This window comes from Tolypothrix sp. FACHB-123, assembly GCF_014697075.1.
Taxonomy (GTDB): domain Bacteria; phylum Cyanobacteriota; class Cyanobacteriia; order Cyanobacteriales; family Nostocaceae; genus Aulosira.
This window is the reverse complement of record NZ_JACJRE010000042.1, coordinates 1-22,989: the sequence shown is the minus strand read 5'-3', so window position 1 is coordinate 22,989 and position 22,989 is coordinate 1. Positions and strand designations below refer to the sequence as shown.

Sequence of the window (22,989 nt, the reverse complement as noted above, 5' to 3'; positions counted from 1 at the left end):
CATATTCATCTTAGTTTCATTTAATTCACCCAGTTCAATTTATCTGATTTAAGGATATTAATTATGAGTGGAGATCATTCACACGGAAGTGGAGAACATTCACATGGAAACACCCCTCCACCAGTAGCTGCCAATAGAGCCAAATACTTAATAGTTAAAAAAGAAGGTGATGCTTACTATCCTGATAATCCGTCTTATTATGTTGGGGGTGATATATACACAGTATTAGCTTCTGCACAAAATACTGGAGGCCCGCTAGCAGTTCTAGACTTTTATGTGCCGCCTCATGATGTTTTCCCTCAGCATATTCATGCCAATGAAGCAGAAGCTAAATATCTTCTAAAAGGAAAGGTCAATTTTCAATTTGGCACTGCTAATTTTGATGCACCAACGGGCACCTTTGTCTATTATGCCATTGGTACACAAATGGGATTTACCGCAGAAAATGAACCTGCAAGAATGCTGGTTTCAGCAATACCAGGGGCAAATTACTATCAATTAGCAGGTGTGCCCTTAATTGATGCTCAAGGAAATAGAATTGCTCCTCCAGATGCTGATTTAGCAACTTTACAAGCACAAGTCGATTTAGGAAAAGTTGCACAAATTAATCAAACTTATGGTGGTAAATTAGTCATTCCTGGAGTCCCCACACCACCAACACCAGGATTACTGGATAGAGTCGTAGTTGTACCAGATAATTCTGTACCTGATAGTGAATTAGAGGCCTTAGAAGCAGTACCAGGTGTGAAGGTATATGAAGAGAGTGAACGTCGCAAATTTACAGGAGCATTTGGCACACAAAATACTTCTTTAGTCGATTTCAGCGAGACTAATGGAATTCTTGCCTACTCGAAGTTTTCCCTCGATAAAACAGTCAATTCTACTCCTAATTTATTTTTAGCTAACTTAGAGGCAATAGCACCTAATACTTCAACAGCTAAAGGTTTAGGTAACTTCACATTCAAACCAACTAGCACATCCTTAGAATACAGCCTGAAAGTGACAGGGCTTGACTTTGGTGTTTTGAGTAATGCTCCCCAAACTCCTGATACTCAAGATGATGTGACATCTGTCCAAATTCATCAAAGTTCAGGAGTCTTTAATATTCTTCAAGATCCGGACTTAAAAATTACCAAGAATTCGGATAACTCCACCACAGTTAGCGGTGTGTGGAATCCGACAGATGCACCTCTACCTGACGTATTCACTAACCGCTTACCCGGAGAGTCTACAGAACTGTCTGTGGATGTTCATACTGTTGGTAAACCCAGTGGAGAAATTGCAGGTAAGATTGTTGCCACTAGCAAGGACTTTGCCGCACCCATAGTTAGCTCTGATCATCAAACCATATATGTTACGGAAGGAAAGTTATCACTACTGATAGACGGTAAACCAGAACTGGCAACACCGGATACTTTTGTGTATATTTCACCAGGTCAAGAATTCTCTATCAAAAATTTTGGAGACACGAAAGTGACAGGCATCGAATCACAAACCAAAAATAACTATGTACCAAAAATAGGCGAGTATTTTGATGACTTGTATGTCGATTTGTATGCAGGTTATAAGAATGATTTTCCTGCCAGTATCCTCAATGGTAATGAGTATACTCAAGGCAAGATCATTTCCACCAATCCTCAACAAATAGGTAATGACCCCAGCGCTTGGATTTACACATGGGGTGCATTTAATGATAGTCAACAACCCTTGTCTATTGGTATCAGCTTCACAGAAGAAGCTTTAAATGATGTCTTCTCAGCAGCAGCAGGTGCAAATGGATTTCCGCGTTTAGTACCTCACCTGGGTACTAAAGATGGTCAGCCTCCCAATGATAATAATCAATACGATCCATCTCGGGTATTTGACCTAGTATTTCCCAATGAAGTGTCGAAAAAAACCCCATTTAACCACATGGGTTTTTACGCCAACTCAGAGGGACATGCGCCGACACATATATATGACACCCCCCATCTTGATGTTCACTTCTTCACCATTCCCTTAGAAGAACGTAATCAAATCACTGGCTATCCTGTAGGCGCACCAGGAGGTACCAATTCTGAATACGCCAACTTACCACCAGAGGGATTTTTAAATTCAGACTATCTCGCACCGACCATTCCCAATAGCAATATTCCGGCGACTGCTGATGCGCTCCAAGGAGTTCACTGGGTAGATAAGAATACTCCAGAATTGAATGGTGGAGAATTTGGTCAGACATTTATTTTTGGCAGTTATGCTGGCAAAGTTAACTTCTGGGAACCGATGATTACCCAAGAGTTCCTAGCTGAGCTTGGTTTAGCTCAAGATGGAACCAAGACAACAAAGAAAATCACCTTCGACATCAAGCAACCAGAAAGATTTGCTAAAGCGGGTTTATATCCCCAAAAATACAGTATTGTTTACGATGCCGATCATCGGGAGTACACTGTTTCTCTGGATTTACTCACTTATCAAGAGCCAGATTTTCTGCTGAGGTTTGGTAGCAAAAATGATGACGATAGTACTGTAAATTCAGCAATAGAAGCGAACGGCGCAGATATTGTGTTTGCTGGTAATGGAAACGATATTGTTGATGCATCCCAAAGTAAATTTGGCGGTAATCGGCTTTATGGTGCAAAAGGCGAAGATGAATTGACAGGTGGTAAGAGCGATCGCTTATTTGGTGGTGCAGACAAAGATATCATCGATACCACCCAAGGGACTGGAAGCTCTGGCGGTGGTAAAAATCGTTCCTATGGCGGCGATGGCGACGACGAGATTTATGTCGGATTCAAAGATCGGGCTTTTGGCGGCAAAGGCAATGATACTATCGATGCGAGCCAAGGTGAAGGTCAAAATCGTCTTTATGGTGGGGACGGAGACGATGAGCTAACTGCTGGTAGTGATGACCAATTATTCGGTGGAGATGGCAATGATACCCTAATTGCTGGTCGTGGTGGTGCTACTCTCGTAGGTGGCGGGGGTGTAGATACCTTCGTACTCACTCAAGCAGAACTACCAGAACAAGCCAATAATGTTAAAGACTTTGATAGCGCAACCGAGGTTTTAGTCATTGCTGGCTTAGATTTAACCTTGGAAGATTTAGATTTAACTCAAGATGGCAAAGATGTTGTCATTACAGCTGATGGTAAATCTCTTGGCGTCATCAAAAATCTGAAAGTAGCCGACCTCAAAGCTACAAACTTCTCCTTTGAGGAAACCTCTGGTGGTGGTGGTACAGGTAGTGGTAACAATAATGGTGGCGGTAACAATAATGGTGGTCAAACCCCCGCCAGTAGCGAGCAAGTAGCATCAGCACAGGGAGGTCAAACATTAACAGGAACATTAGGAGCAGATAACCTTTACGGTAATACTGGTGGTGGAAACACCTTTGACGGCAAAAATGGCGATGATAACCTGTACGCAGGTAAAGGTGGAGATACAGCCAAAGGTGGCCCTGGAGCAGATGTGCTTGTCGCCGGTTTAGGCAATGATACCTTCAATGGTGGCGATGGTAATGATGCCTTTGTCTTTCAAAAAGAATTTGCGGTCACAGTTAAGGGTAATAATCTGACAATTGGTGGCTACGGTGGTAATGATGTGATTGAAGATTTCCAGGCCCGAGCTGGTTCTGGAGATATTATCAGGTTGAGAAATCTCGATAATGGTACTGGTATTGCCATCAACGGGACTCAGACTGGAGATACAGTCATTACTATTAGCGATCGCATCAATGTTGAACCCGGTACTGGTGCTTCTGGCAATGGAACCTTTGTACCTAAAACCCTGCAAACCATCACCCTCAAAGGTATTACTCCTGGGGCCTTAATGACCCAAGGTCAAATAGAAGTTAACGGTCAGCCACTCAATGAAACAACTCAGGGTTTAACCAAAATACCTCAATTTGGTGCCTATGACTACGTAGTCGGTGGTTTGAATAGTAACTTCCCAGTCAGACCAGGTGGAAGTGTCGGTAACTTTGTACTTGGCGATTTGAATTTCGGTCAGCCAAATGTCCCCATTGAGAACAATTTGATTACAGGCGACTTTGTCTCCAATGAAAAAATCGCCGCAACCTTGAAAAAAATTGCTCAGGCTTTCCCCAATGGAATTACACTCCCCGGTACTGACGATCCCAACCTCACACCAGAAAAACGTGCAGAACTAGAAGCCAAGAAAATCATTGGGACAATTCCGACAGCTTTGCTACCACAAAACGCTTTCAGTTTTGCCTTTAATGAGCAGGGAGAAGTCGATTTAAGTAAATTTACTCGTAGCCCTGTACCAACCACAACGGGTGATGATACCGCCATTGGTGGGCCAGGTAATGACTTTATCATTACTGGGCCAGGTAATGATATTGTGGTTGGCGGCCCTGGTACAGACTTGATCTGGGCGGGAATTGGTCAAGATATTGTAGTTGGTCGCCAAGGAGTCGATTACATCATCTTTGACTCGATTTTGGACTTCCGCGATCGCGATAAAGTTGAAGAAGATGCTATCAGTAATGCCGTTCCTGATGCTCGCATCGGTTATATTCGCGAAGAAGAAGCTTATGGTACTCCATTAGTAGATCCTTTAACTGGAGCAGAAAATCCCTTTACTAGTAAAACTGGGCCTGATATTTTCTTCATTAATTCCGAAGCATTTAACCGAGGTATTAATGATGGTAATTTCAACGGTCAAAATATAGGTTTCCTCAAACCAGGCACCATTATTACTGGAGATGGAACTGGGCCTGCTGCCGGCAAAAACGGTCAGTTAAAAGTTGCAACCAGTACTGTACCTACCAGCGATGGCCCTGCTGACGACGATCTCCAGCCAACTTTTTACTACAGCCCCAACGCTGGACGGATGTTCTTCGACCGAGATGGTATCGGTGCCCAGTTTGAAGACTTCTGGATGGCTGATATGGCTCAAGGTAATTTGGGTCTTCCCGACGGTAGCCCCAGTGCGGCTGCTCAGATTTTACTTGCCGTCTACTAATTGCTTTTCGAGAGGTCAATAGTCCTGTTAAAGGTACAGCAGTCATGTTGTAAGCTAATGCGCGTCTAAATTGCATAACTACTAATCAGGGATGTTAATTGTTGACAGTCAACGGTCAACGGTCAACAGTTAACATCCTTCACGATTTATTATGCAACTTAAAAGTAGAATAGCTTAACTTTAAAAAAATTTACTTGCCTGAATACATCTAGAACTGATTTAATTTATACCAACAATCAGCAACGTCTAAATCCTTCAAAATTTCAACAAAATAGAATCTGAAAATGGCTGAGTTACTTGCAACAACTGTTAAAGAATTAATTCTTGCAATTAAAACTGCTAACAAAAATCTGGGTTTAGATGTTATCAATTTAACTAGTAATCTAATCTATAATTTAGTAGATTCTAGATAACACCACTGATGAAAAACAGTCTACCTTCCATCAGCAGTGAAATTATTTTTAATCGCAATGGTGCAGTAATTAAGACTGAATTGTCCTCAAAAAATTAAATTTGATATTGGAGCATTTAAATTCGTGGATAAACCAGTGTTTTCCGGTACTCCTGGAGATGATGAAATTAATATTGATAATCTCACAGAACCAGACAAATCTTATTCAATTTCTGCTGGCGATGGCAATGATATTGTCGATATCTCCGAAAGTGAACCAGGTAGCAATCAGGTCTATGGTGGTAATGGAGATGATGAGCTATATGGAGCAAAAGGCGATCGCTTATATGGCGAGGCTGGTAATGATATTATTGATACCTTTCAAGGTACAGAAATCGACGATGGCGGTGGTAATGAACTTTATGGTGGTGAGGGAAATGATGAATTAATTGTTGGCATTAGCGATCGCGCTTTTGGGGAGGGTGGTAATGATACCCTCGATGCGAGTACAGGTGGAGGTGGTAATTTTCTCTATGGCGGTTTAGGAAAAGATGTCCTGATTGCAGGTAGTACTGATCAATTATTTGGTGGCGAAGACAATGATATTTTAGTTGCTGGTATAGGTGGTGCTAATCTTACAGGTAATGAAGGCATAGATAACTTTGTATTAGCGGCCGGAGCATTTCCTGAAGGTACAAATATTGTTAAGGATTTCGATCCAGAAAGAGAAATATTAATTATTAGTGGATTAGGCCTAACCTATGGCGATCTACAATTCCAGCAAGATCAACAAAATGTGATCATCCGTGGTCAGAATCAGCTTATAGGTATTCTAGAAAATGTTAAATTATCTGACCTATCCCAGAAAAACTTTTCTTTTGCAGATACATTCGATCCGGATAGTAATGCTGGTAATGGTGACGATGACGGTGGCGCAAACAATTCGCCGTTTCTTTCCATCGATAGTCAAAGAAATTTGCTAGTAATTAATGGTAATGCTAACACTACTAAGCTTCAATTCCAAGTTACTAATAAAAATCTTGGCAAAGGCCACGTACATGAAATAGGAGTATTTGCTGTTGATGACAATGGTGCAGTCGATGGGATTCTGCCAACAGAAGCAGGTTATTTACAAGCTGCGCTGAGATCGGCTAAACTAATTTTTTCTGTTATTCCTGATACATTTAAAGCAGTTGAAGGACAAAATGCCATTAGTCAGGGTTTTAAAGGAAATAAGCTAGCTTTTGTCTTAATTCAAAAGGCCACAATTCAGGATGTACTGAATAATGGAAACTTATCATCACAAGTATTATTTGGTTCTGCCTTTAACACGGGTAAGAACCAATCTTTGCAAATGCAAGCCGTAACCGATGGTTCTATCGGCATTAAATTTGAAGATTTCTTGGGTAATAGTGACTTTAATGATATTGAATTGAATGTTAAAATTACTAACTCTCAATCTCCTTTAGGCACTTTTAAAGGATCTGAACAACAGCAACATTTAGGGCTGGTTGATTTGCGCTCCGATTTGCAGGGCAATAATTTGCAAGGACGCATTGTAAAAACTGTATTACCAATTGTAAATAGAGAAGCTGTTTACAATAATGTTTTTGGTTTTTACCGCATTGAAAATCTATCAGGGAGTGTACGCGATCCGTTGACAGGTCAACTGATAGAAGCAAAAGCCGAAAATCGGCAAGCATATGTTGAAGCTGCTCTGCGTCTGATTCAAGCATCTGGGTCAGGGTTTAATACTAGCAGTCAAGATATGCAAAAAGTCCAAGGTTTTGAAACAACATTAACAGGTGGATATCTGTATGCACCTGTTTTGATTGCTAATGGTCAAATCCAAGATTTCTTTGATAATAATCCCAGTAATCCAGCAGCCTATTTTTCTTACTTAGGTGTTAATCCTGATGGTGTGGGACATATTCGTAAGCTAGGAGATAATGTTTTCGGTTTTGAGGATTTATTAGGCGGTGGTGATAGAGATTTTAATGATGTTGTGTTCCGAATAGAGCACAGTTTAGTTTAGAGAATGTCTCTTGAATTATTAAATATTTTTGCTGATTACCTCCTTTTAAGGAGGGATAAATTATCTATAATTCCCCTTTAATAAAGGGGATTTATGGTGATCTACAAGCTTTAAATACAATACCAAAAATTTTTAATACATCCTCTTAAAGGGGGACACATATAGTTCAATAAATTGCCAATGGGAATACTACTTAGTTGGCAATTATTTGAAGAAAATTCCAAATAAATGAATTATTTACCTCCACTCACCTTGGAGTGTAAAAGCTGCCCAGAAATAGGGTGATTGATAGTTGGGATTGCGCCACATTTGGGTTTGTGCTGCTCTCAGCGCCGCTGCGGGTTTCATGTTATTTTGTAACATGAAAGCGTAAAACTTCTTCATCAGTTCGGAAGTAGCCTCGTCATCGACACTCCACAAACTGACTACGACTCTCGGACTACCTGCATACATAAACCCTCTTGTCAAGCCAATTAATCCTTCGCCTTTAACTTCCTCACCCAAACCAGTGTCACAAGCACTGAGTACGACTAGTTCAGCGGGTAGTTTGAGGTTAAAAATATCATGTAAACGTAAAAAGCCATTTTGGGGTTTACCATTTTCATCAAACAAGGATAGCACCACACCTGACAACTCTGGATGTTGACTGTTGAGGATGCCATGAGTAGCAAAATGTACTATCCGATACTGACTTAAGTCTGTATTAGTCGCCGCATAACGATTAGCTGCAAAGTCAAAGGCTTGTTTGCGCTCTTTCGCCGGTACTAAAGAAAGAATGGTTTCGGCTTCTTTGCGAGTGAATGGTAACCGATCGAAACTAATGTTGGCAACTCTAGCAGATCGATTGAGTTGTTGTAAATCTAGATTCAGATTGTGATTCTGGGAATTTCTCCCTCTGACTTTAACTCGCTCGTCGTTAGGAGAAAATATCGGATCGGCAATCACAGCTAATGCTTTCGGCGCAGTTTTGCGTTTAGAAGTTTCTTGTCTGAGTACGGCAATTGTCGAGGCTGATGGTAAGGTAACGATTTCGTGATTGACTGCTAATGGCTCATATCTGCTGTCAGTGGAACGAGGCGTGTTCAAAGCGGCAAAGGGTACATATTGCAAAGCTCCATCAGCTATGATAACTAGGCGACGTTGTCCTAATTGCTGGGCTACTGGTGCAAGTATCATCTTTGTGAGAACATTGGCGCTTGCACCTGGTTTGCTTCTAGAAATTGGGGAGGTTAAAACCTGCCGGAATTGTTGCACTGCTGCCGCAATTTCTGCACTTTTGGGCAGTTCGTAACTAGTAATGTTATTTTTAGTCACTGCCCAGAGGTAGCTGCGTTCTTCTCCCAGTGCATATTCTAATAGCAAAGTATTATCATCTAATAGGTCAGATTGAATTTGGGCGAGGGAGAGGGTTTGCGGCTGTGTTAGGGCTGCATAACGAGGGCTAGTGGCTCTGATTTGGGCTTGCAGTTGGCGATACTGTTCGAGAATGGCTGCGGTTTCTTGTTCAAATTTTTCTGCTTGGGCTTTGCTCGATTCGTCACTGAGTAATTTCAGCCGCCTTTTTTCTAAAGCATCAAGTTGTTGTTGTAGGTTGCGTTCGCTTGCTAGTAACTGCGGCTCTACACCTTGACGAATATCTGCACGAGCTTCGTTGAGCAAATCCAAGAGACTGCGGGCGCGGGCGCGTTCGTTGGCTTGGAGGGCTAGAGCATTGTAACCTTGGGATGGTTGCTGTTTGTGCAACTGCATCAAAAGGTCGATGTAGAATTCATAATATTTCTGGACTGAGGCGAAGTAAGAGGTACGTAAATCTTGACTGGTAACTCTGGTGCGAATATCTTCGACAATTTTAATTGTTGATTCGATTTGCCTTTGAGCAGCCTCTAAATTGCGACGATCGCGATCGCTCACTGCCATATTATATAGAGTCTCTGCTTCCCCAGTGCGATCGCCTAATTGCCGCAACAGTTTCAGTTCTTGTTCGTAACTAGCAATTGCTTGCTGGTGCTGCTTGAGAGAATTATAAGCTTTACCGATATTACGTAGTGTATTGGCTTCACCAAGGGGAATGCTTAAAGCGCGAAATTGTGCGTTTGCTTGGGTAGAAAAATCTAGGGATTTTTGATAATCTCCGGCGGCTAAGTACACCCTACCCAATAAACCCAGCGCCGAAGCTTCGCTAAGAGGACTTTGTTGTTTTTTCGCCAAGGTTAACGCTTGGTTAGCGGTATCTAATGCTTGGGGATATGCTTTTAAGGACTCATAAGCGCGAATCATACCGGTGAGGGTACTAAATTCTTGGAATAATCCCCCCTGTTCGCGCCACAACTTAATTGCTCGGTCGTAATATTCCAAGGCTTTTTGATACTGTTGTGCTGTACGATAAACGCTAGCCATATTATCGAGGATTTGGCCGATTTGAGCGCGATCGCCTATAGTTTGGAATTTATCTAGCGCCTGAGTATATGTATCAATACTTAACTGATAATCGCCTAATGACTGATACAGTTTAGCGATATTAATGATTGTAGCTGCTTCTCCTGGTAGGTCTTTTACCTGACGTTGTAGGGCGATCGCTTGGTTGTAAGAATCCAAGGCTTGTTGATAATTTCCTACTGCTGCTTGCATTCCCGCAATATTGTTGAGTGTGGAGGCTTGTTTGGATCTGTCTTTTTGGGCACGCTGGATACGTAAGACTTGGTTTAATGCATCCAGAGACTTTTGTTGTTGTCCTAATTGATTGTAGATAAAGCTGATTTGTGTCAGAACTTCGGCTTCTAGATTGGGATTGCCAGCTTGTTGAAACAGCGATCGCGCTTGGTTAAAATATGCTAGTGCCTGTGGATAATCGCTGCTCGCTACATAAATTGTACCTATCCCCATAGCAGCGATCGCTTGTCTGCCAGAGTCTGGTTGCGGTAACTGTTTTTGTAGTTCTAATACTTGGGTTAAGGATTCTCTAGCCTTTTGATTATCGCCCAAGGAACTGTAGAGGGTGGCGATGATTGTCAGAGTCTCAACTTGACCGGCTAGATTCTTTGTTGTTCGCTGAATCTTTAATGCTTGATTGAAAGCTGCTAAAGCCTTTTGCGATTCACCTAAAGAGGTGTAAGCTTGACCGATTGTTCCTAAAATGTCAGCTTCCCCATCTAGATTACCACTAGCACGATGAATCTCTAGAGCTTGATTGTAGGCTGCTAGTGCCTTGCTCGTCTCACCGGAACTAAAATAAATTCTGCCAATCCCCACTAAAGCAGCTGCAACAAAATAGGATTGTTTGGCAGATTGAAATATAGACAGAGCTTGATTGTAATATTCTAAGGCTTTGGGCTTTTCTCCCAAACTAGAATAGGCTCCAGCAATAGACTGAAGCATGACAGCTTCTCCTAGCTTGTCTTTGAGTTCCCGCCTAATAGATAGAGCTTGATTGTAATATTCTAAAGCTTTGGGGTTTTCGCCTTGGAGATAATAGAGTGTGCCGATAGCTAAAAGCGCAGTCGCTTCTCCAGAGCGATCGCCTATTTCTTGCCTAATTTTTAACGCTTGCAAATATTTTTCTAGGGCCTGCTGTCTAGAGGCTGGTGTTCCCTGTTGGATGAGTTTCTCTGCTGCTTGTAATAGTTCCTTTGCTTGTGCGTCAGCTCTTTGTTGAGCAGGGCTAAGATTTTGGCTATTAATTGTTGGTTTTTGCACTATTTCTACATTTATTGCCTTGGCTGTCATCCCTACAGATTCAGACAATAAAATTATGTTGGCAAAGACAACAAAAGTCTGTTGGCTAAAATTTAATCCAAGTCGCCTTTGCATGAGTTTTCGGTTCCTTTTGGGGTTTATTAATATAATTTGGCGCAAGCATCATCTTTGCCAGCAACTTTTCCTGGAAATCTCCAGCAGGCATTATTTTAGCTATATTTTCAATTTGATAAATGCCCCTAACTCTGATCACATCGATGAATTTACCTTTGCGGAGTAAGATTTACAATCTCTGCGGTTGATAAAATAGATATCTATAATATAGCGATTTTAAAATAAATTAAACACATGTTTATATTTGATAATAAATAAGAAAACAAAACATTAAACCTACTGTAATTTGCCACGAACTTAAAAATTAAATTTTGCTTATTGCCACTCTCCCTGGAGAGTAAAAGCAGCCCAGAAAAATGGTGAATTATAATTGCGATCGCGCCACATTTCTATTTGTGCGGCTCTTAGCGCCGCAGCAGGTTTTAACTGATTTTGCAACATAAATTTATAAAACTTTTTCATCAGTTCTGCGGTAGCCTCATCATTGACGCTCCACAAACTGACTACAACTCTCGGACTACCTGCATACATAAATCCTCTAGTTAAGCCGATTAATCCTTCACCTTTGACTTCCTCTCCTAAGCCAGTGTCACAAGCACTGAGTACAACTAGTTCGGCGGGTAGTTTGAGGTTAAAAATATCATGTAAACGTAAAAAGCCATTTTGGGGTTTGCCATTTTCATCAAACAACGACAGCACTATCCCCGATAATTCAGGATGTTGACTGTTGAGAATGCCATGAGTAGCAAAATGTACTATACGATACTGACTTAATTGGGGATCGATAGCCGCAGCTCGATTAGCAGCAAAGTCAAAGGCTTGTCGGCGCTGTTTTTCTGGTACGAGGGAGAGAATCGTGTCGGCTTCTTGGCGGGTAAATGGTAAGCGCTCAAATTCGATGTTTGCAGTTCTTGCAGACTTTCTCAAAAGTTGTAAATCTAGGTTTTGGCTGCTATTTTGTTGATTTGCAGTTCTAACCTTGACTCTTTCGTCGCTAGTGGAAAAAATGGGGTCAGCAATTACAGCTAATGCTTTCGGGGCGGGTTTGCGTCCCCTGGTTTCTTGTCTGATTACGGCAATTGTCGAGGCTGATGGGAGGGTGATAATTTCGTGATGGACTACTAATGGTTCATATCTGCTGTTAGCGGAACGAGGTGCGTTTAAAGCAGCAAAGGGTACGTACTGCAAAGCCCCATCAGCAACGATAACTAAACGACGCTGTCCTAATTGCTGGGCGACTGGTGCAAGTATTAACTGTGATAAAGCGATCGCTGTTTTGTCTGGTTTCCTGGGAATGGGTGCGTTTAAAATATTCAGGAATGCTTGCACTGCGGCTTCAATTTCGGCACGTTTGGGCAGTTCGTAACTGGTAATGCTGTTTTTGGTTACAGCCCAGAGATAGCTGCGTTCTTCCCCCAGGGCATACTCTAGTAGTAAGGTGTTGTCATCGAGTACGGAAGACTGAATTTGTGCAAGTGAGAGGGTTTGCGGTTGGGTGAGCGCAGCATAACGGGGACTGGTGGCTCTAATTTGGGCTTGCAGTTGGCGATACTGTGCCAGAACTGCGGCGGTTTCCTGTTCCAGGTTTTGCGCCTGGCTGGGAGTATGTTTACCGCTGAGTAATTTCAGCCTTCGCTTTTCTAAAGCATCAAGCTGTTGTTGCAAATTTTGTTCTGCTGCTAGTAGCTGAGGATCGACACCTTGACGAATATCTGCATTTGCTTCTTTCAGCAATTCCAAAAGGGTGCGGGCGCGGGCGCGTTCGCTAGCTTGTAATGCTAGGGCGTCATAGCCTTGAGATGGTTGCTGTTTGTGCAACCTCATCAATAGGTCAATGTAGAACTCATAATATCTCTGGACTGAGGCAAAGTATGAGGTGCGTAAGTCTTGGCTGGTAACTTTAGTGCGAATATTTTCGAGAATCGCAATTGCTGCTTCTATTTGGCTGCGGGCAGATTCTAGCTGCTGGCGATCGCGTTCAGTCACTGCAATTCTATATAGTGTATGGGCTTGTCCATTGCGATCGCCTATTTCTTGTCTAATTGTTAGTTCTTGTTTATAAGCATTAATTGCTTGCTCATATTGTTTTAAATCCTTATAGGCATCACCTAAACCATATAAAGTGTTTGCTTTGACTTGACGCGCACCTATATTTTGGGATTTCGTTAAAGCTGCTTGAGCTAAAGACAGAGCTTTTTGATAATCTCCCAATCCTCGGTAAGCCATCGCTTGATAACCAAGCATAGTCACCTCAAAGGAAAGATTATTTTTTTCTCTGGCTATAGACAAGCCTTGGTTAGCTGCTGCTAATGCTTGGGGATAATCCTTTAAGTAATCATAGGTTTTAGTGATGCCAACTAAAGTTAGAATTTCGCCATCAACTTGCCCTTGTTGCCGCCACAAAGTCAGGGCTTGATTGTAATATTTAAGAGCATTGGCATAATTTTTAGCTGTTAAATAAGTCAAGCCTATTTCTGTTAAAATTTGGGCTATATTACTATTATTGTCAATTTTTTGATAGATTTTCAACACCTGGTTATAGGTGTCTAAACTCAACTGATAGTCACCAAGTAGTCTATAGAGGTAAGCTATATTACCTAAGGTTTCTGCTTCCTGCGGTAGGTCTTTAATTTGACGTTGAATCTCTAAAGCTTGGTGATATATATTCAGTGCTTGTTGATATTCACCTTGAGATTGATAGAGATTGGCAATTGAATTTAACGTGTTGGCTTCGGCGGAAAGATTATTAATTTTACGCTGTAAATTTTGTGCAGCTTGTAAATAAGCTAGGGCTTTATCTATTTGTCCTAAGGCTTCATAAATATGTTTGATTTGGGAAAGTATAGTAGCTTCTAAATCTGGTCTAACTATCTTTTGCGAGAGCGATCGCGCTTGATTATAGTAATCTAGAGCCTGCTGATAATTACCTTCGACAAAATAGGTTCCACCTAAGCTGATGAAAATTCTTACTTGATTTACAAAGTCAGTTTGCGAGCCTTGTTGACTAAGTTTCAGTGCTTGGTTTAATAATTCTCTGGCTTTGAGATAATCACCCAAGGAGACATAAACAGTACTCATATTAGTGAAAATTTCGGCTTGACCATCTATATTATTGCTTTGACGGTGGATATCTAAAGCTTGATTTAAGAAAGAGAGTGCTTTTTGTTTTTCCCCTAGAGAGTTGTGAATTCCTGCTAACACTGAAAGGGTTGTAGTTTGAGCCTGAGGATCGTTTTGCTCGCGCTGAATTGTTAAAGCTTGATTGACATAATCTAATGCTTTGGCGCTTTCACCCACATCTTCATAAACTATACCCATAGTTAAAAGCGCGATCGCAACCATATCAGTTGCTTTCTCGGCTTTAAATATTGATAGTGCTTGGTTATAATATTCCAGGGCTTTTTGTTTTGACCACAAATAGGAATAGCTGCTAGCAATTGACCACAGAGTCCTCGCTTGCGGTATGGGTTTTTTCAGTTCTTGAATAATATTGAGCGCTTGCTGATAATATGTCAGCGCTTTCTCGTGGTTGCTGCGCTCTGAGTAAGCGCTACCAATCACATAGAGGGTGTTATGTTCTAAGAAGCGATCGCCTAATTTTCGGGCAATTTGCAGTATTTCTTCATACTTTTGCATTGCCTGTTTGAGCGAGTCTGGGGTTTGCTGTTTACGGAGTTGCTCCGCTTCATCAAAGAGTTGTTTAACTCGTTGATCAGCTTTTTGTTGTTCGGAATTAGTATTTTGTGTTGCAGGTGGGTTATTTTGAGCTAGTTGGCGGCTATTTACCCTAGCTAAAGCCACAGACTCTGAGAAGCACATCAGAGTGAGTAATAAAGTGAGAGTGCGATCGGTAAAACCTGGCAAAAATCGCCGTTGCATTTACTGGCACTCCATTCCATTCATCATGACAGATCTTTCAAGAGAGATTAAACACGTTTCTGGGAATAGAATATCTGTAAAATCACTTATATTACTTATTTTTTTAATACTTTATTAACTTCACAAATTCAGTCCTGTAGAGCAGAGGGAAGCAAGAAAGATAAATGAAAATTGCTCTTCATCAATAGACCTCTGGCACAAATCTCTTGACAAGATGGGGGAAAGCCCAAAGGCAAAGGATTTTTTCTTAGCCTTTACCCCTTACCTTTTCCCCACTGATGCAATAAGCCCAATGCCCAATGCCCTATGCACCATGCCCTAAAGATGCAGATTGCCGTGATGTATCAAGTATGGCAGCCACTTTGGGGGGGACAGCTGTAAACCGAATCAGAAAATGGTGCTCATCCAGAGATTTTTTCAGCACTTTAGCATAGAGATCGCCATCTCCGGGAGCAATTTCTGGTGCATTTAACAATTTCATCTTCAGGTTACTTAAAGGCTCCAGTGAATGTTGCGATCGCAATTGCCCGCCATTTTCTGAGAGATAAACTAGCTCACCTTTAAATATAGTTCCTACTGCATGTTTACCTTCTAAAATTGTAAACTCTAGGAAAATTTCCTCCGTTAATTGCAGCATATTATCCTCAGATTGAGGCAAATGCAGATTATACTTACCGCCAATCCCACCTATATCGTAGATAGTAATCGGTGCTTTAATTCCCTTAGGTTCTACCCGTAGTTCTCCATTAATTTTTAAGTCAATGTTGGCATCTTTAATGGTTTCTTCAGAAATTAAAATTTGACCGCCTACTGTATAAGATTCAATCCGGGCGGTAAGATTCACATGACTACCAACTACTGAATATTTAGCACGTTTTTGTGAGCCGACATTTCCAGCTACAACCTCACCTGTATGAATCCCAATTCCCATTTCTAGAAGTGGTAAATTCATCTGCTGATTATGCTCATTGACAGGCTTCATGGCTAATTGCATTGCAATAGCACAAGCGATCGCTCTTTGAGAATCATCTTCGCGGCTGACTGGCGCACCAAACATGACAAAGATGCCATCGCCAATAAATTCATTAATCGTTCCATTGTAATGATTAATTACGTCTGCCATCGCTCCCAGATACACGTTGAGAATCGCTACTACCTGTTCTGGCGCTAATCGTTCTGATACGGCAGAAAAACCTCTTAAATCAGACATTAAAACAGTAACTTTTCTTCTTTCTCCGCCTAGCTTTAGCCCAGAAGGAGTTTCGAGTAAATTGGCCACTACTTCATCTGTGACATAGCGCCCAAAAGTGCGGCGCATTTCGGCTGCACTACGAGCGATATACTGGGTAACAGCGATCGCTGAACCAGTTAAAGCTAACAGTGAAGGTACTACAGGAATCCACCAAGAAAAAATAAACGCCAGATAACTTCCACCCAGCAAACAGCTGCCGACAATAAAGACACTACCAGTACCATTAGCAATGAAGGGTAAATGTCTTTTCTCAGTACTACTATGTCTTTGTTGCCAACACAAAGTAGCACCAAAAATTGACCAAAATAAAATCCACAACCACTCTAACTGTTCCGGCAAAGTTTTGATTTCTGGTCTTCCTTGCAAAGCAGAACTCAAGATTTGACTAATTAAATTAGCATGAATTGCTACCCCAGCCATGCGTTCAGGAGAGGTAAATAAATTACTACTATAGGGTGTCCAGAATAAATCTTTTAAACTCTCAGCAGTGGAACCAATTAAAACAATTTTACCTGGCATTAACCCAGCAGGAATCCGGTTTTCCAAAACATCAGTAATAGATATTTTGTGGAAATGATTTATTGCTCCTCTATAGTTTAAGAGTACTTGATAACTACTAGCATTAGCCCCCATATAGCCACCATCATTAGATTCAAAACTGGGGAAAATACCTTTACCAAGTTGCAAGAAGTTTGGATTATTTTTTGCTGGTTTTTCGGTAATACCTTCGTCTTTTAAGTATAACAATGCTAGTTTTAAAGCAAAGCTTTCTAAAATGCCCTGATCGTTCAAACCTACATATAACAAACCACGACGGATTTTACCATCCCCATCTATAGGTAAGTCATTTGCTCCCACTTGTTGTCGCTTTTTCAATTCTGGAGGCGCTTCCACATGAAAACTATCAGCTGTATGTGATATTTTTTGTACGCCAATCAAGTTGGGTGTGGTTTGAAATATTCTTACTAATTTTTCATGACCAGGATTTACAGGTAAATCTCGATAAATATCAAGACCAATTGCTTGAGGTTTTTGTTGTTTGATATTATCCAAAACTTTAGCAAGTACACCATCAGATATCGGCCACTGACCTAGCTTGGTAATGTCTGGTTCATTAATCTCAACTATAACAATGCGTTCATCAACAGTTTCTTTGGGACGTAAAATAAAAAACTGATCTAATGCTGCTAATTCTAATAATTGCAGCAAGCCAGTAAACCGCAGCGCAATCACAATAGCTGTTACATTGGGCACTGCTAGAAAAACTCCCCGCCATTGCCATATTAGCTGTTTTAGCTTCGCCCGCATCATATTAAATCCTAAGTCTTTAATATTAACTATTCGACCAAAACTCATTTATTAAGTTACTAAATTCATCTTCAAAGTAATTGCAGCCAATTACTGTTGAAATTTGAAGGAGAAATTATCTGAGTTGATTTTAGTTTATCCAAGTAAGCCAGCGCGAAAATTTCGCCGGAAAACGACTCGAAATGTCAATTTATATTAAGAAATATAAATTAATTTGAAATATTAACACCAATATACTTAAAACTAGGGAACACTATTTTGCATCAAAAAAAACTTAGAGTCACCAGTTGTTGTATTTTATCTCTGCTTTCTTTGCAAAGCTTATTAATAGCTGTTGACTGTTGACTGTTGATTATTGACTGTTGACTGACTCGAAAGGCTTTTATTGTCAAGATTTTATCTTAGCTTAATTTCCTAATCTATCTGGCTACGGCTATATTTCTGTCTTGAGAATAGGGGCGCTTAGACTAGGGGCGAGGGAAGAGAGATTGTTATCCTGGGTTATGCTAAAACATAGAGTGAATGGCTGTATTGAAAAGACATATCTATTAATAACAGCCTCTATTGCGATTATAAATTACATAGATAGGGGCACAATATCTTGTGCCCCCAGGATTATATCTATTTCACTGGCAAATTAACCAGCACTGTGCAAACAATTATTGCTTATTGCTACAACAATCAAGAATGGGTTCAGATGCAAACTGACTCAAGTTAACTGAGAGAAAGAATCTTCTCCAATCAGATGTAACCTTGAAATTATTTGGTTCAGCACAACGTAACTCCACTAAACTAGTTAGTGCTTCATGCCAAATTCCTGCTTCTGCATAAAGAGCTGGGCGTTTGCGTATGTCTGCTTGTTCTAAAGCTTTTGATAAAGTTGCTTCTGGTTGTGTACGTTCAACCCATCCTTCTGTACTTGGATTTCTCGGAGGATTTTGGCGATCGCAAATTAATGTCAGATACCAGTGGTAGCGCTTACCTACTTTTAAAGGAGAGCTACCCTCTGGCAGAGTAAATTTCATAATTCCGGCTTTATTGGGTACATTTAAAGTTGCTTCATAAACTACATCGTCCTCTATGCTATTCTCATCTCCTTCCGCCAAGATAGAAAACTGAGCAGTTTTCACAGTATTTGCAGGCACATGCCAGAAAAAGGTGGGACGTTCTGAAAAGGTTAAGCCGATATTCTCTTTAGGTAGTAAAGGGGTTAATAACTGATTTTTTTGGACGCAATAAGAGCCACGGGTAGCACCACCCGCACTAGGTGGTGCTGTTCCTCGCTGGGGTGGTTTAAATGCTTGACTAATTAACCAAGGCTGTTTTTGCTGTTGAGTCAGCAATGTTGGGTCAACCTGGGCTTGTGCTTGTGCCGCTAAACTAGGAATAGTAGCCAGTTCCAAAAACATCGGTATGGAAAATGCTACTAAACTGATAGACTGCGCGATCCATTTCATGTCTGAATCTCCTCTCAATTAGTTATATAACCATAGAACTGCCTTAGTTTTTGCTCAACTAAGAGTCTGGCAGCTATTAATCGAAACAATCAATAGACTATAAAAGTACTGGATTATTGGGAAGCTAAATAAAATATAGTATTACCTGAAGACAGGTTTTACCTGTGATATCAGTCGAAAACATATTAGTATTGTTCCCGTTAACTACTACACCAGTGTGGAACTAAACTCCGTTGAAGTCGAATAAATTAAGGAGAGCTTTAGCTCTCCCTAACAGCAATTTAGTCCTTAGATGGGTAAATATTTAATTATTTTCTTCATTAAACTCTTTACCTAAGGCTATAACTGCATTTTGCCCACCAAAGCCAAAACTCAAACAAAGAGCATACTGAATCTTTTGTTGCTGCGCTACTTTGACTAAATTTAAATCAAACTCTGGTTGTTGTAACCCTACGCATGGTGGCAAAATTTGCTGTTGCAAGGCTAGCAGGGAAAAAGCTACACCTAAAGCCCCTGATGCACCGAGAGTATGGCCTGTAGCTCCTTTGGTGGAACTGACTGCTACTTTTTGGTTAAACAAATGCTCAATCGCCATGCTTTCCACAGAGTCGTTGAGTTGTGTGGCTGTACCATGAGCATGAATATAATCAATCTCGGCTGGTGTGAGGTAACTACGTTCTAAGCATTGCTTAATAGATGCGATCGCACTTCTACCCTCCGGATCGGGGGCATTTTGATGATAGGCGTCGTTAAGTAAGCCAAAACCAAGAATTTCACCATAAATCTTTGCTTGTCGCTGTTTGGCTAACTCTGCTGATTCGATCACAAATATAGCTGCGCCTTCCCCTAACACCAAGCCTTCACGGTGTAAATCAAAGGGATAAGCCCCTGTTTTCGCCAAAGCACCCATTTGTTGAAATCCTGCCAAAGTCAAGGGTGTAATTGGGGCTTCCACTGCACCGGCGATCGCTCGTTGATATTGTCCAGTTTGCACTAAACTTGTAGCCTGAGCGATCGCCCAAATTCCTGTAGCACAGGCTGTCATGGGTGCTAAAACGCTGCCAATTGCCCCAATTTGTCTAGCGGCGGCGATCGCATTCATATGGGGTAATGTTTCTAACCAGTTCTCCATTTCCCCGTTTGGGAGAGGGGATGAAAGGCGATCGCAACTGTAAATTTTTCTTGCTAGCATTTCCCACTCAGCCTGATAGCTGCGACTTGAGCCGATCGCTACAGCACAATCAGGTAAAGGCGGCGATAACCCAGCATCTTTTAATGCATCAGCAACTACCAACTCTGTCAGCATTTTTAATGAAGCTGGTTTTTGACCAATCAATCCTAAAGGACAGGGTGACAGTTCTGGAAACAGTTGATGTAGCTTAATGCCAGACTTACCTGCTATCAACCTTTGCCAGCTAGTTTCTAAGTTTTCTCCTAAAGCTGAAATTAAACCGATACCAGTGACAACAACCTTAACCAATTTGGACTTAGGAATGTGGGATTTGAGATTGGTCATGGGTAATCAGAAAAAACTATTACCCATTACCCAATTGCTAACTATTGACCGGAGGTTTTTAAGTTTTCTACGCCTTTGGTGACTTTAGCAGAATCAATGCGATCGCCTTGCTGAATCTTATTGATAACATCAAAGCCTTGGGTAACTTTGCCAAATACAGCATAGTTTCCATCTAAAAAGCTCAGATCTGCTAGAGCAAAGTAAAACTGAGAAGATGCAGAGTCTGGTTGTTGCGATCGCGCCATTGCGATTACACCCTGTTTATGGGGTAAGACAACAGCTTGAGCACTAGCATCAAAAGTTTTATTGTAAATCGGTGTATCTGAACCTTTAGCTTTAATTTCTAAAGGTATGTATCGCTCATTCTGAGTTTTAGGGTCAATAAAGCCACCTGTTCCTAACCTGTTTGCTGGAACTTTTGGGTCTTTACTTTGGGGATCTCCCCCTTGAACTACAAATGGTTGGGGATCGCGGACTACGCGATGAAAAGCTGTACCATCGTACACACCCCGTTGGACTAAATCTACGAAATTACCAGCTGTAATTGGAGCATTAGTGCCGTCTAACTCGATAGTAATTTCTGAGCCTTTCACCGTCATCACCACAGTAGCTTGACCTTCGAGGCGTGGTAAATCTTTCATTCCCGGAATACTCTCACTAGTAGTTTCTGATACGGACGTTGCTTCAGTGCTTGTCCTGCTTGCCTCGGTTGCTGTTGAAGTAGTTGTTTCAGATGGAGAAGAAGCCGGAGAAACAGCTTGTTGTGTTGAACATCCACCTAAAACCAACGCTCCAACAATTACAAATACAACCAAAAATCGTGGAAATCTTAACCGCATTACCAATTACTGACTCAACCAGAGTATCTTATCGTTACCCCACGATTATAGATTTTGAATTTACTCGTTGAGGACTTGATTAACCCGCAGGGAAGAAGACTGCAAATAACTATTGCCTATTAGCTTCTGGGCAACTGACAACTGAACAATTGACCATTAACAATTGTCAATCGTTAAAATTCTTTACAGTCCTTCTAGAGGTACGCCCAAAAATCGAGCTAACTCTGCACCTTGAATTTCTAAATCTTTTAAAGGTAGAGGTTGACCGACTCTGGTCAAAGGAATATCTCTCCGTCCTTTAACGCGGAGGTAGAGTGCGCGACGAGGATTAAGCCCTTCTTTCACGGTGAGTTGTACAGATTGTACATCTTGAATACGATTTTCTACCTCGATCCGCCGATTTTTTCCAGGAAATCCATTACGGAAGATTTTGACTGTGCCTGTTTCCTGATTAAACTCGTTATATCCGCCGCCTACATCCAATAAAATTACTAACCACTGATAAATAGCCAAAAGTAAGCCAGCTGCTCCGTATAGCCCCATAACTAGACCTTGGGGGACAAAAACCAGTTGTGTGGGGTCGGTAACTATGAGTAAATTAACGTTGAGGTAACTGGAGACAGAAGCTAATACAAAGCCTGTGGCTCCTAGGGTAACGACCGTTGCCCACCAGTAGTTGCTTAACCGACGAGAACCCAAAACTTTTTGATGCAGAACCAGTGCCTTAGAGCGATCGCCATTAGATGAATCGCCTTTGTTAATTGTTGATGCCGTCATAGAACTACCTTGGCCTGTGACATATACCCTTTAAAAGTCTGCCATTGGAGCAGTATCTATTGCAAGTTGTCAGTTGTTTCCAGGTTCTGTGTGATTATCTCTAGGCTTTATATCCAATGCCCAATGCCCAATGCCCAATGCCCAATGCCCCATGCCCCATACCCCATGCCCAATACCCAATTTCCAATACTAATTGTTTAGATTTCTGAGAAAACTTGTGTCAGATTGTAAAATTTCTGATATTCATAATATTTAATAGCTTCGTGTTAAATCACCTGATTCACTTGCGTGGATCGGTCAAAAACCCGGAGGAATGTGATAAGTTAAGAATCATTAAGTTACCACAAACTAGATTACTAGCTAATGGTACGGGTAATGGCATAACCCTGAGAAAGACAGACTGAATAAGCTGTGAATTCTCAGAATATCAGTAGTTTTCAGGCTGCTGAAAATTGTCAAAAAAAACGTTAATTCCTCAGAAACGCTGAAATTTTAGTAAAAAAGAGGATTTTAGTTCAATGACCATCGCAGTTGGGCGCGCCCCCAGTAGAGGGTGGTTTGACGTTCTAGACGACTGGTTGAAGCGCGATCGCTTCGTGTTTGTTGGTTGGTCAGGAATTTTATTATTCCCCTGCGCTTTCCTAGCACTAGGCGGTTGGCTGACAGGCACAACCTTCGTCACGTCATGGTACACCCACGGTTTAGCATCTTCTTATTTAGAAGGCTGTAACTTCATCACAGTAGCCGTATCCACCCCAGCAGA

9 protein-coding genes and 1 pseudogene are annotated in these 22,989 nt (G+C 41.3%); 3 read left to right on the top strand and 7 right to left on the bottom strand.

Annotation, left to right across the window (positions count from 1 at the left end; all coding sequences use genetic code 11):
* The first annotated feature begins 63 nt into the window (after positions 1-63).
* The gene (locus tag H6G41_RS23675) at positions 64-4,965 is read left to right on the top strand and encodes a CHRD domain-containing protein (protein ID WP_190749217.1); all 4,902 of its coding nucleotides are present in this window, start codon (positions 64-66) and stop codon (positions 4,963-4,965) included.
* A gap of 536 nt (positions 4,966-5,501) precedes the next feature.
* Entirely contained in the window at positions 5,502-7,391 is a 1,890-nt protein-coding gene (locus tag H6G41_RS36100; RefSeq protein WP_190749215.1) for a DUF4114 domain-containing protein, read from the top strand.
* Between the two features lie 237 nt (positions 7,392-7,628).
* On the opposite strand, the gene H6G41_RS23665 is transcribed toward H6G41_RS36100, so the two are convergent.
* From H6G41_RS23665 to H6G41_RS23635, 7 genes are all read right to left on the bottom strand, one after another.
* On the bottom strand, positions 7,629-11,198 hold the full coding sequence (locus H6G41_RS23665) for a tetratricopeptide repeat protein (RefSeq protein WP_190749212.1): 3,570 nt from the start codon (positions 11,196-11,198) through the stop codon (positions 7,629-7,631).
* A 315-nt stretch (positions 11,199-11,513) separates the two neighbouring features.
* A complete protein-coding gene (locus H6G41_RS23660) occupies positions 11,514-15,077 on the bottom strand; it encodes a tetratricopeptide repeat protein (RefSeq protein ID WP_190749210.1) in 3,564 nt (1,187 codons plus the stop codon).
* A 304-nt stretch (positions 15,078-15,381) separates the two neighbouring features.
* Positions 15,382-17,637, bottom strand: coding sequence for a CHASE2 domain-containing protein (locus H6G41_RS23655; protein ID WP_190749301.1), 2,256 nt, complete (start codon positions 17,635-17,637; stop codon positions 15,382-15,384).
* A 659-nt stretch (positions 17,638-18,296) separates the two neighbouring features.
* On the bottom strand, positions 18,297-19,094 hold the full coding sequence (locus H6G41_RS23650) for a DUF928 domain-containing protein (RefSeq protein ID WP_190749208.1): 798 nt from the start codon (positions 19,092-19,094) through the stop codon (positions 18,297-18,299).
* Between the two features lie 304 nt (positions 19,095-19,398).
* A complete protein-coding gene (locus H6G41_RS23645) occupies positions 19,399-20,610 on the bottom strand; it encodes a beta-ketoacyl-ACP synthase (RefSeq protein WP_190749206.1) in 1,212 nt (403 codons plus the stop codon).
* Positions 20,611-20,651: 41 nt separating this feature from the next.
* Positions 20,652-21,449, bottom strand: coding sequence for a peptidylprolyl isomerase (locus H6G41_RS23640; RefSeq protein WP_190749204.1), 798 nt, complete (start codon positions 21,447-21,449; stop codon positions 20,652-20,654).
* Between the two features lie 183 nt (positions 21,450-21,632).
* Positions 21,633-22,226, bottom strand: a complete 594-nt coding sequence (locus H6G41_RS23635; protein WP_190749202.1) for a photosystem I assembly protein Ycf4 — start codon at positions 22,224-22,226, stop codon at positions 21,633-21,635.
* Between the two features lie 518 nt (positions 22,227-22,744).
* Between H6G41_RS23635 and H6G41_RS23630 the strand changes: the two are divergent.
* Positions 22,745-22,989 (top strand): annotated as a pseudogene (locus H6G41_RS23630) (photosystem II D2 protein (photosystem q(a) protein)); the annotation flags it as partial.

Coding starts and splice junctions, on each gene's coding strand:
- H6G41_RS23655 (WP_190749301.1), bottom strand. CDS start 17,637: ATGCGGGCGAAGCTAAAACAGCTAATATGGCAATGGCGGGGAGTTTTT.
- H6G41_RS23665 (WP_190749212.1), bottom strand. CDS start 11,198: ATGCAAAGGCGACTTGGATTAAATTTTAGCCAACAGACTTTTGTTGTC.
- H6G41_RS23660 (WP_190749210.1), bottom strand. CDS start 15,077: ATGCAACGGCGATTTTTGCCAGGTTTTACCGATCGCACTCTCACTTTA.
- H6G41_RS23640 (WP_190749204.1), bottom strand. CDS start 21,449: ATGCGGTTAAGATTTCCACGATTTTTGGTTGTATTTGTAATTGTTGGA.
- H6G41_RS23635 (WP_190749202.1), bottom strand. CDS start 22,226: ATGACGGCATCAACAATTAACAAAGGCGATTCATCTAATGGCGATCGC.
- H6G41_RS23675 (WP_190749217.1), top strand. CDS start 64: ATGAGTGGAGATCATTCACACGGAAGTGGAGAACATTCACATGGAAAC.
- H6G41_RS23645 (WP_190749206.1), bottom strand. CDS start 20,610: ATGACCAATCTCAAATCCCACATTCCTAAGTCCAAATTGGTTAAGGTT.
- H6G41_RS23650 (WP_190749208.1), bottom strand. CDS start 19,094: ATGAAATGGATCGCGCAGTCTATCAGTTTAGTAGCATTTTCCATACCG.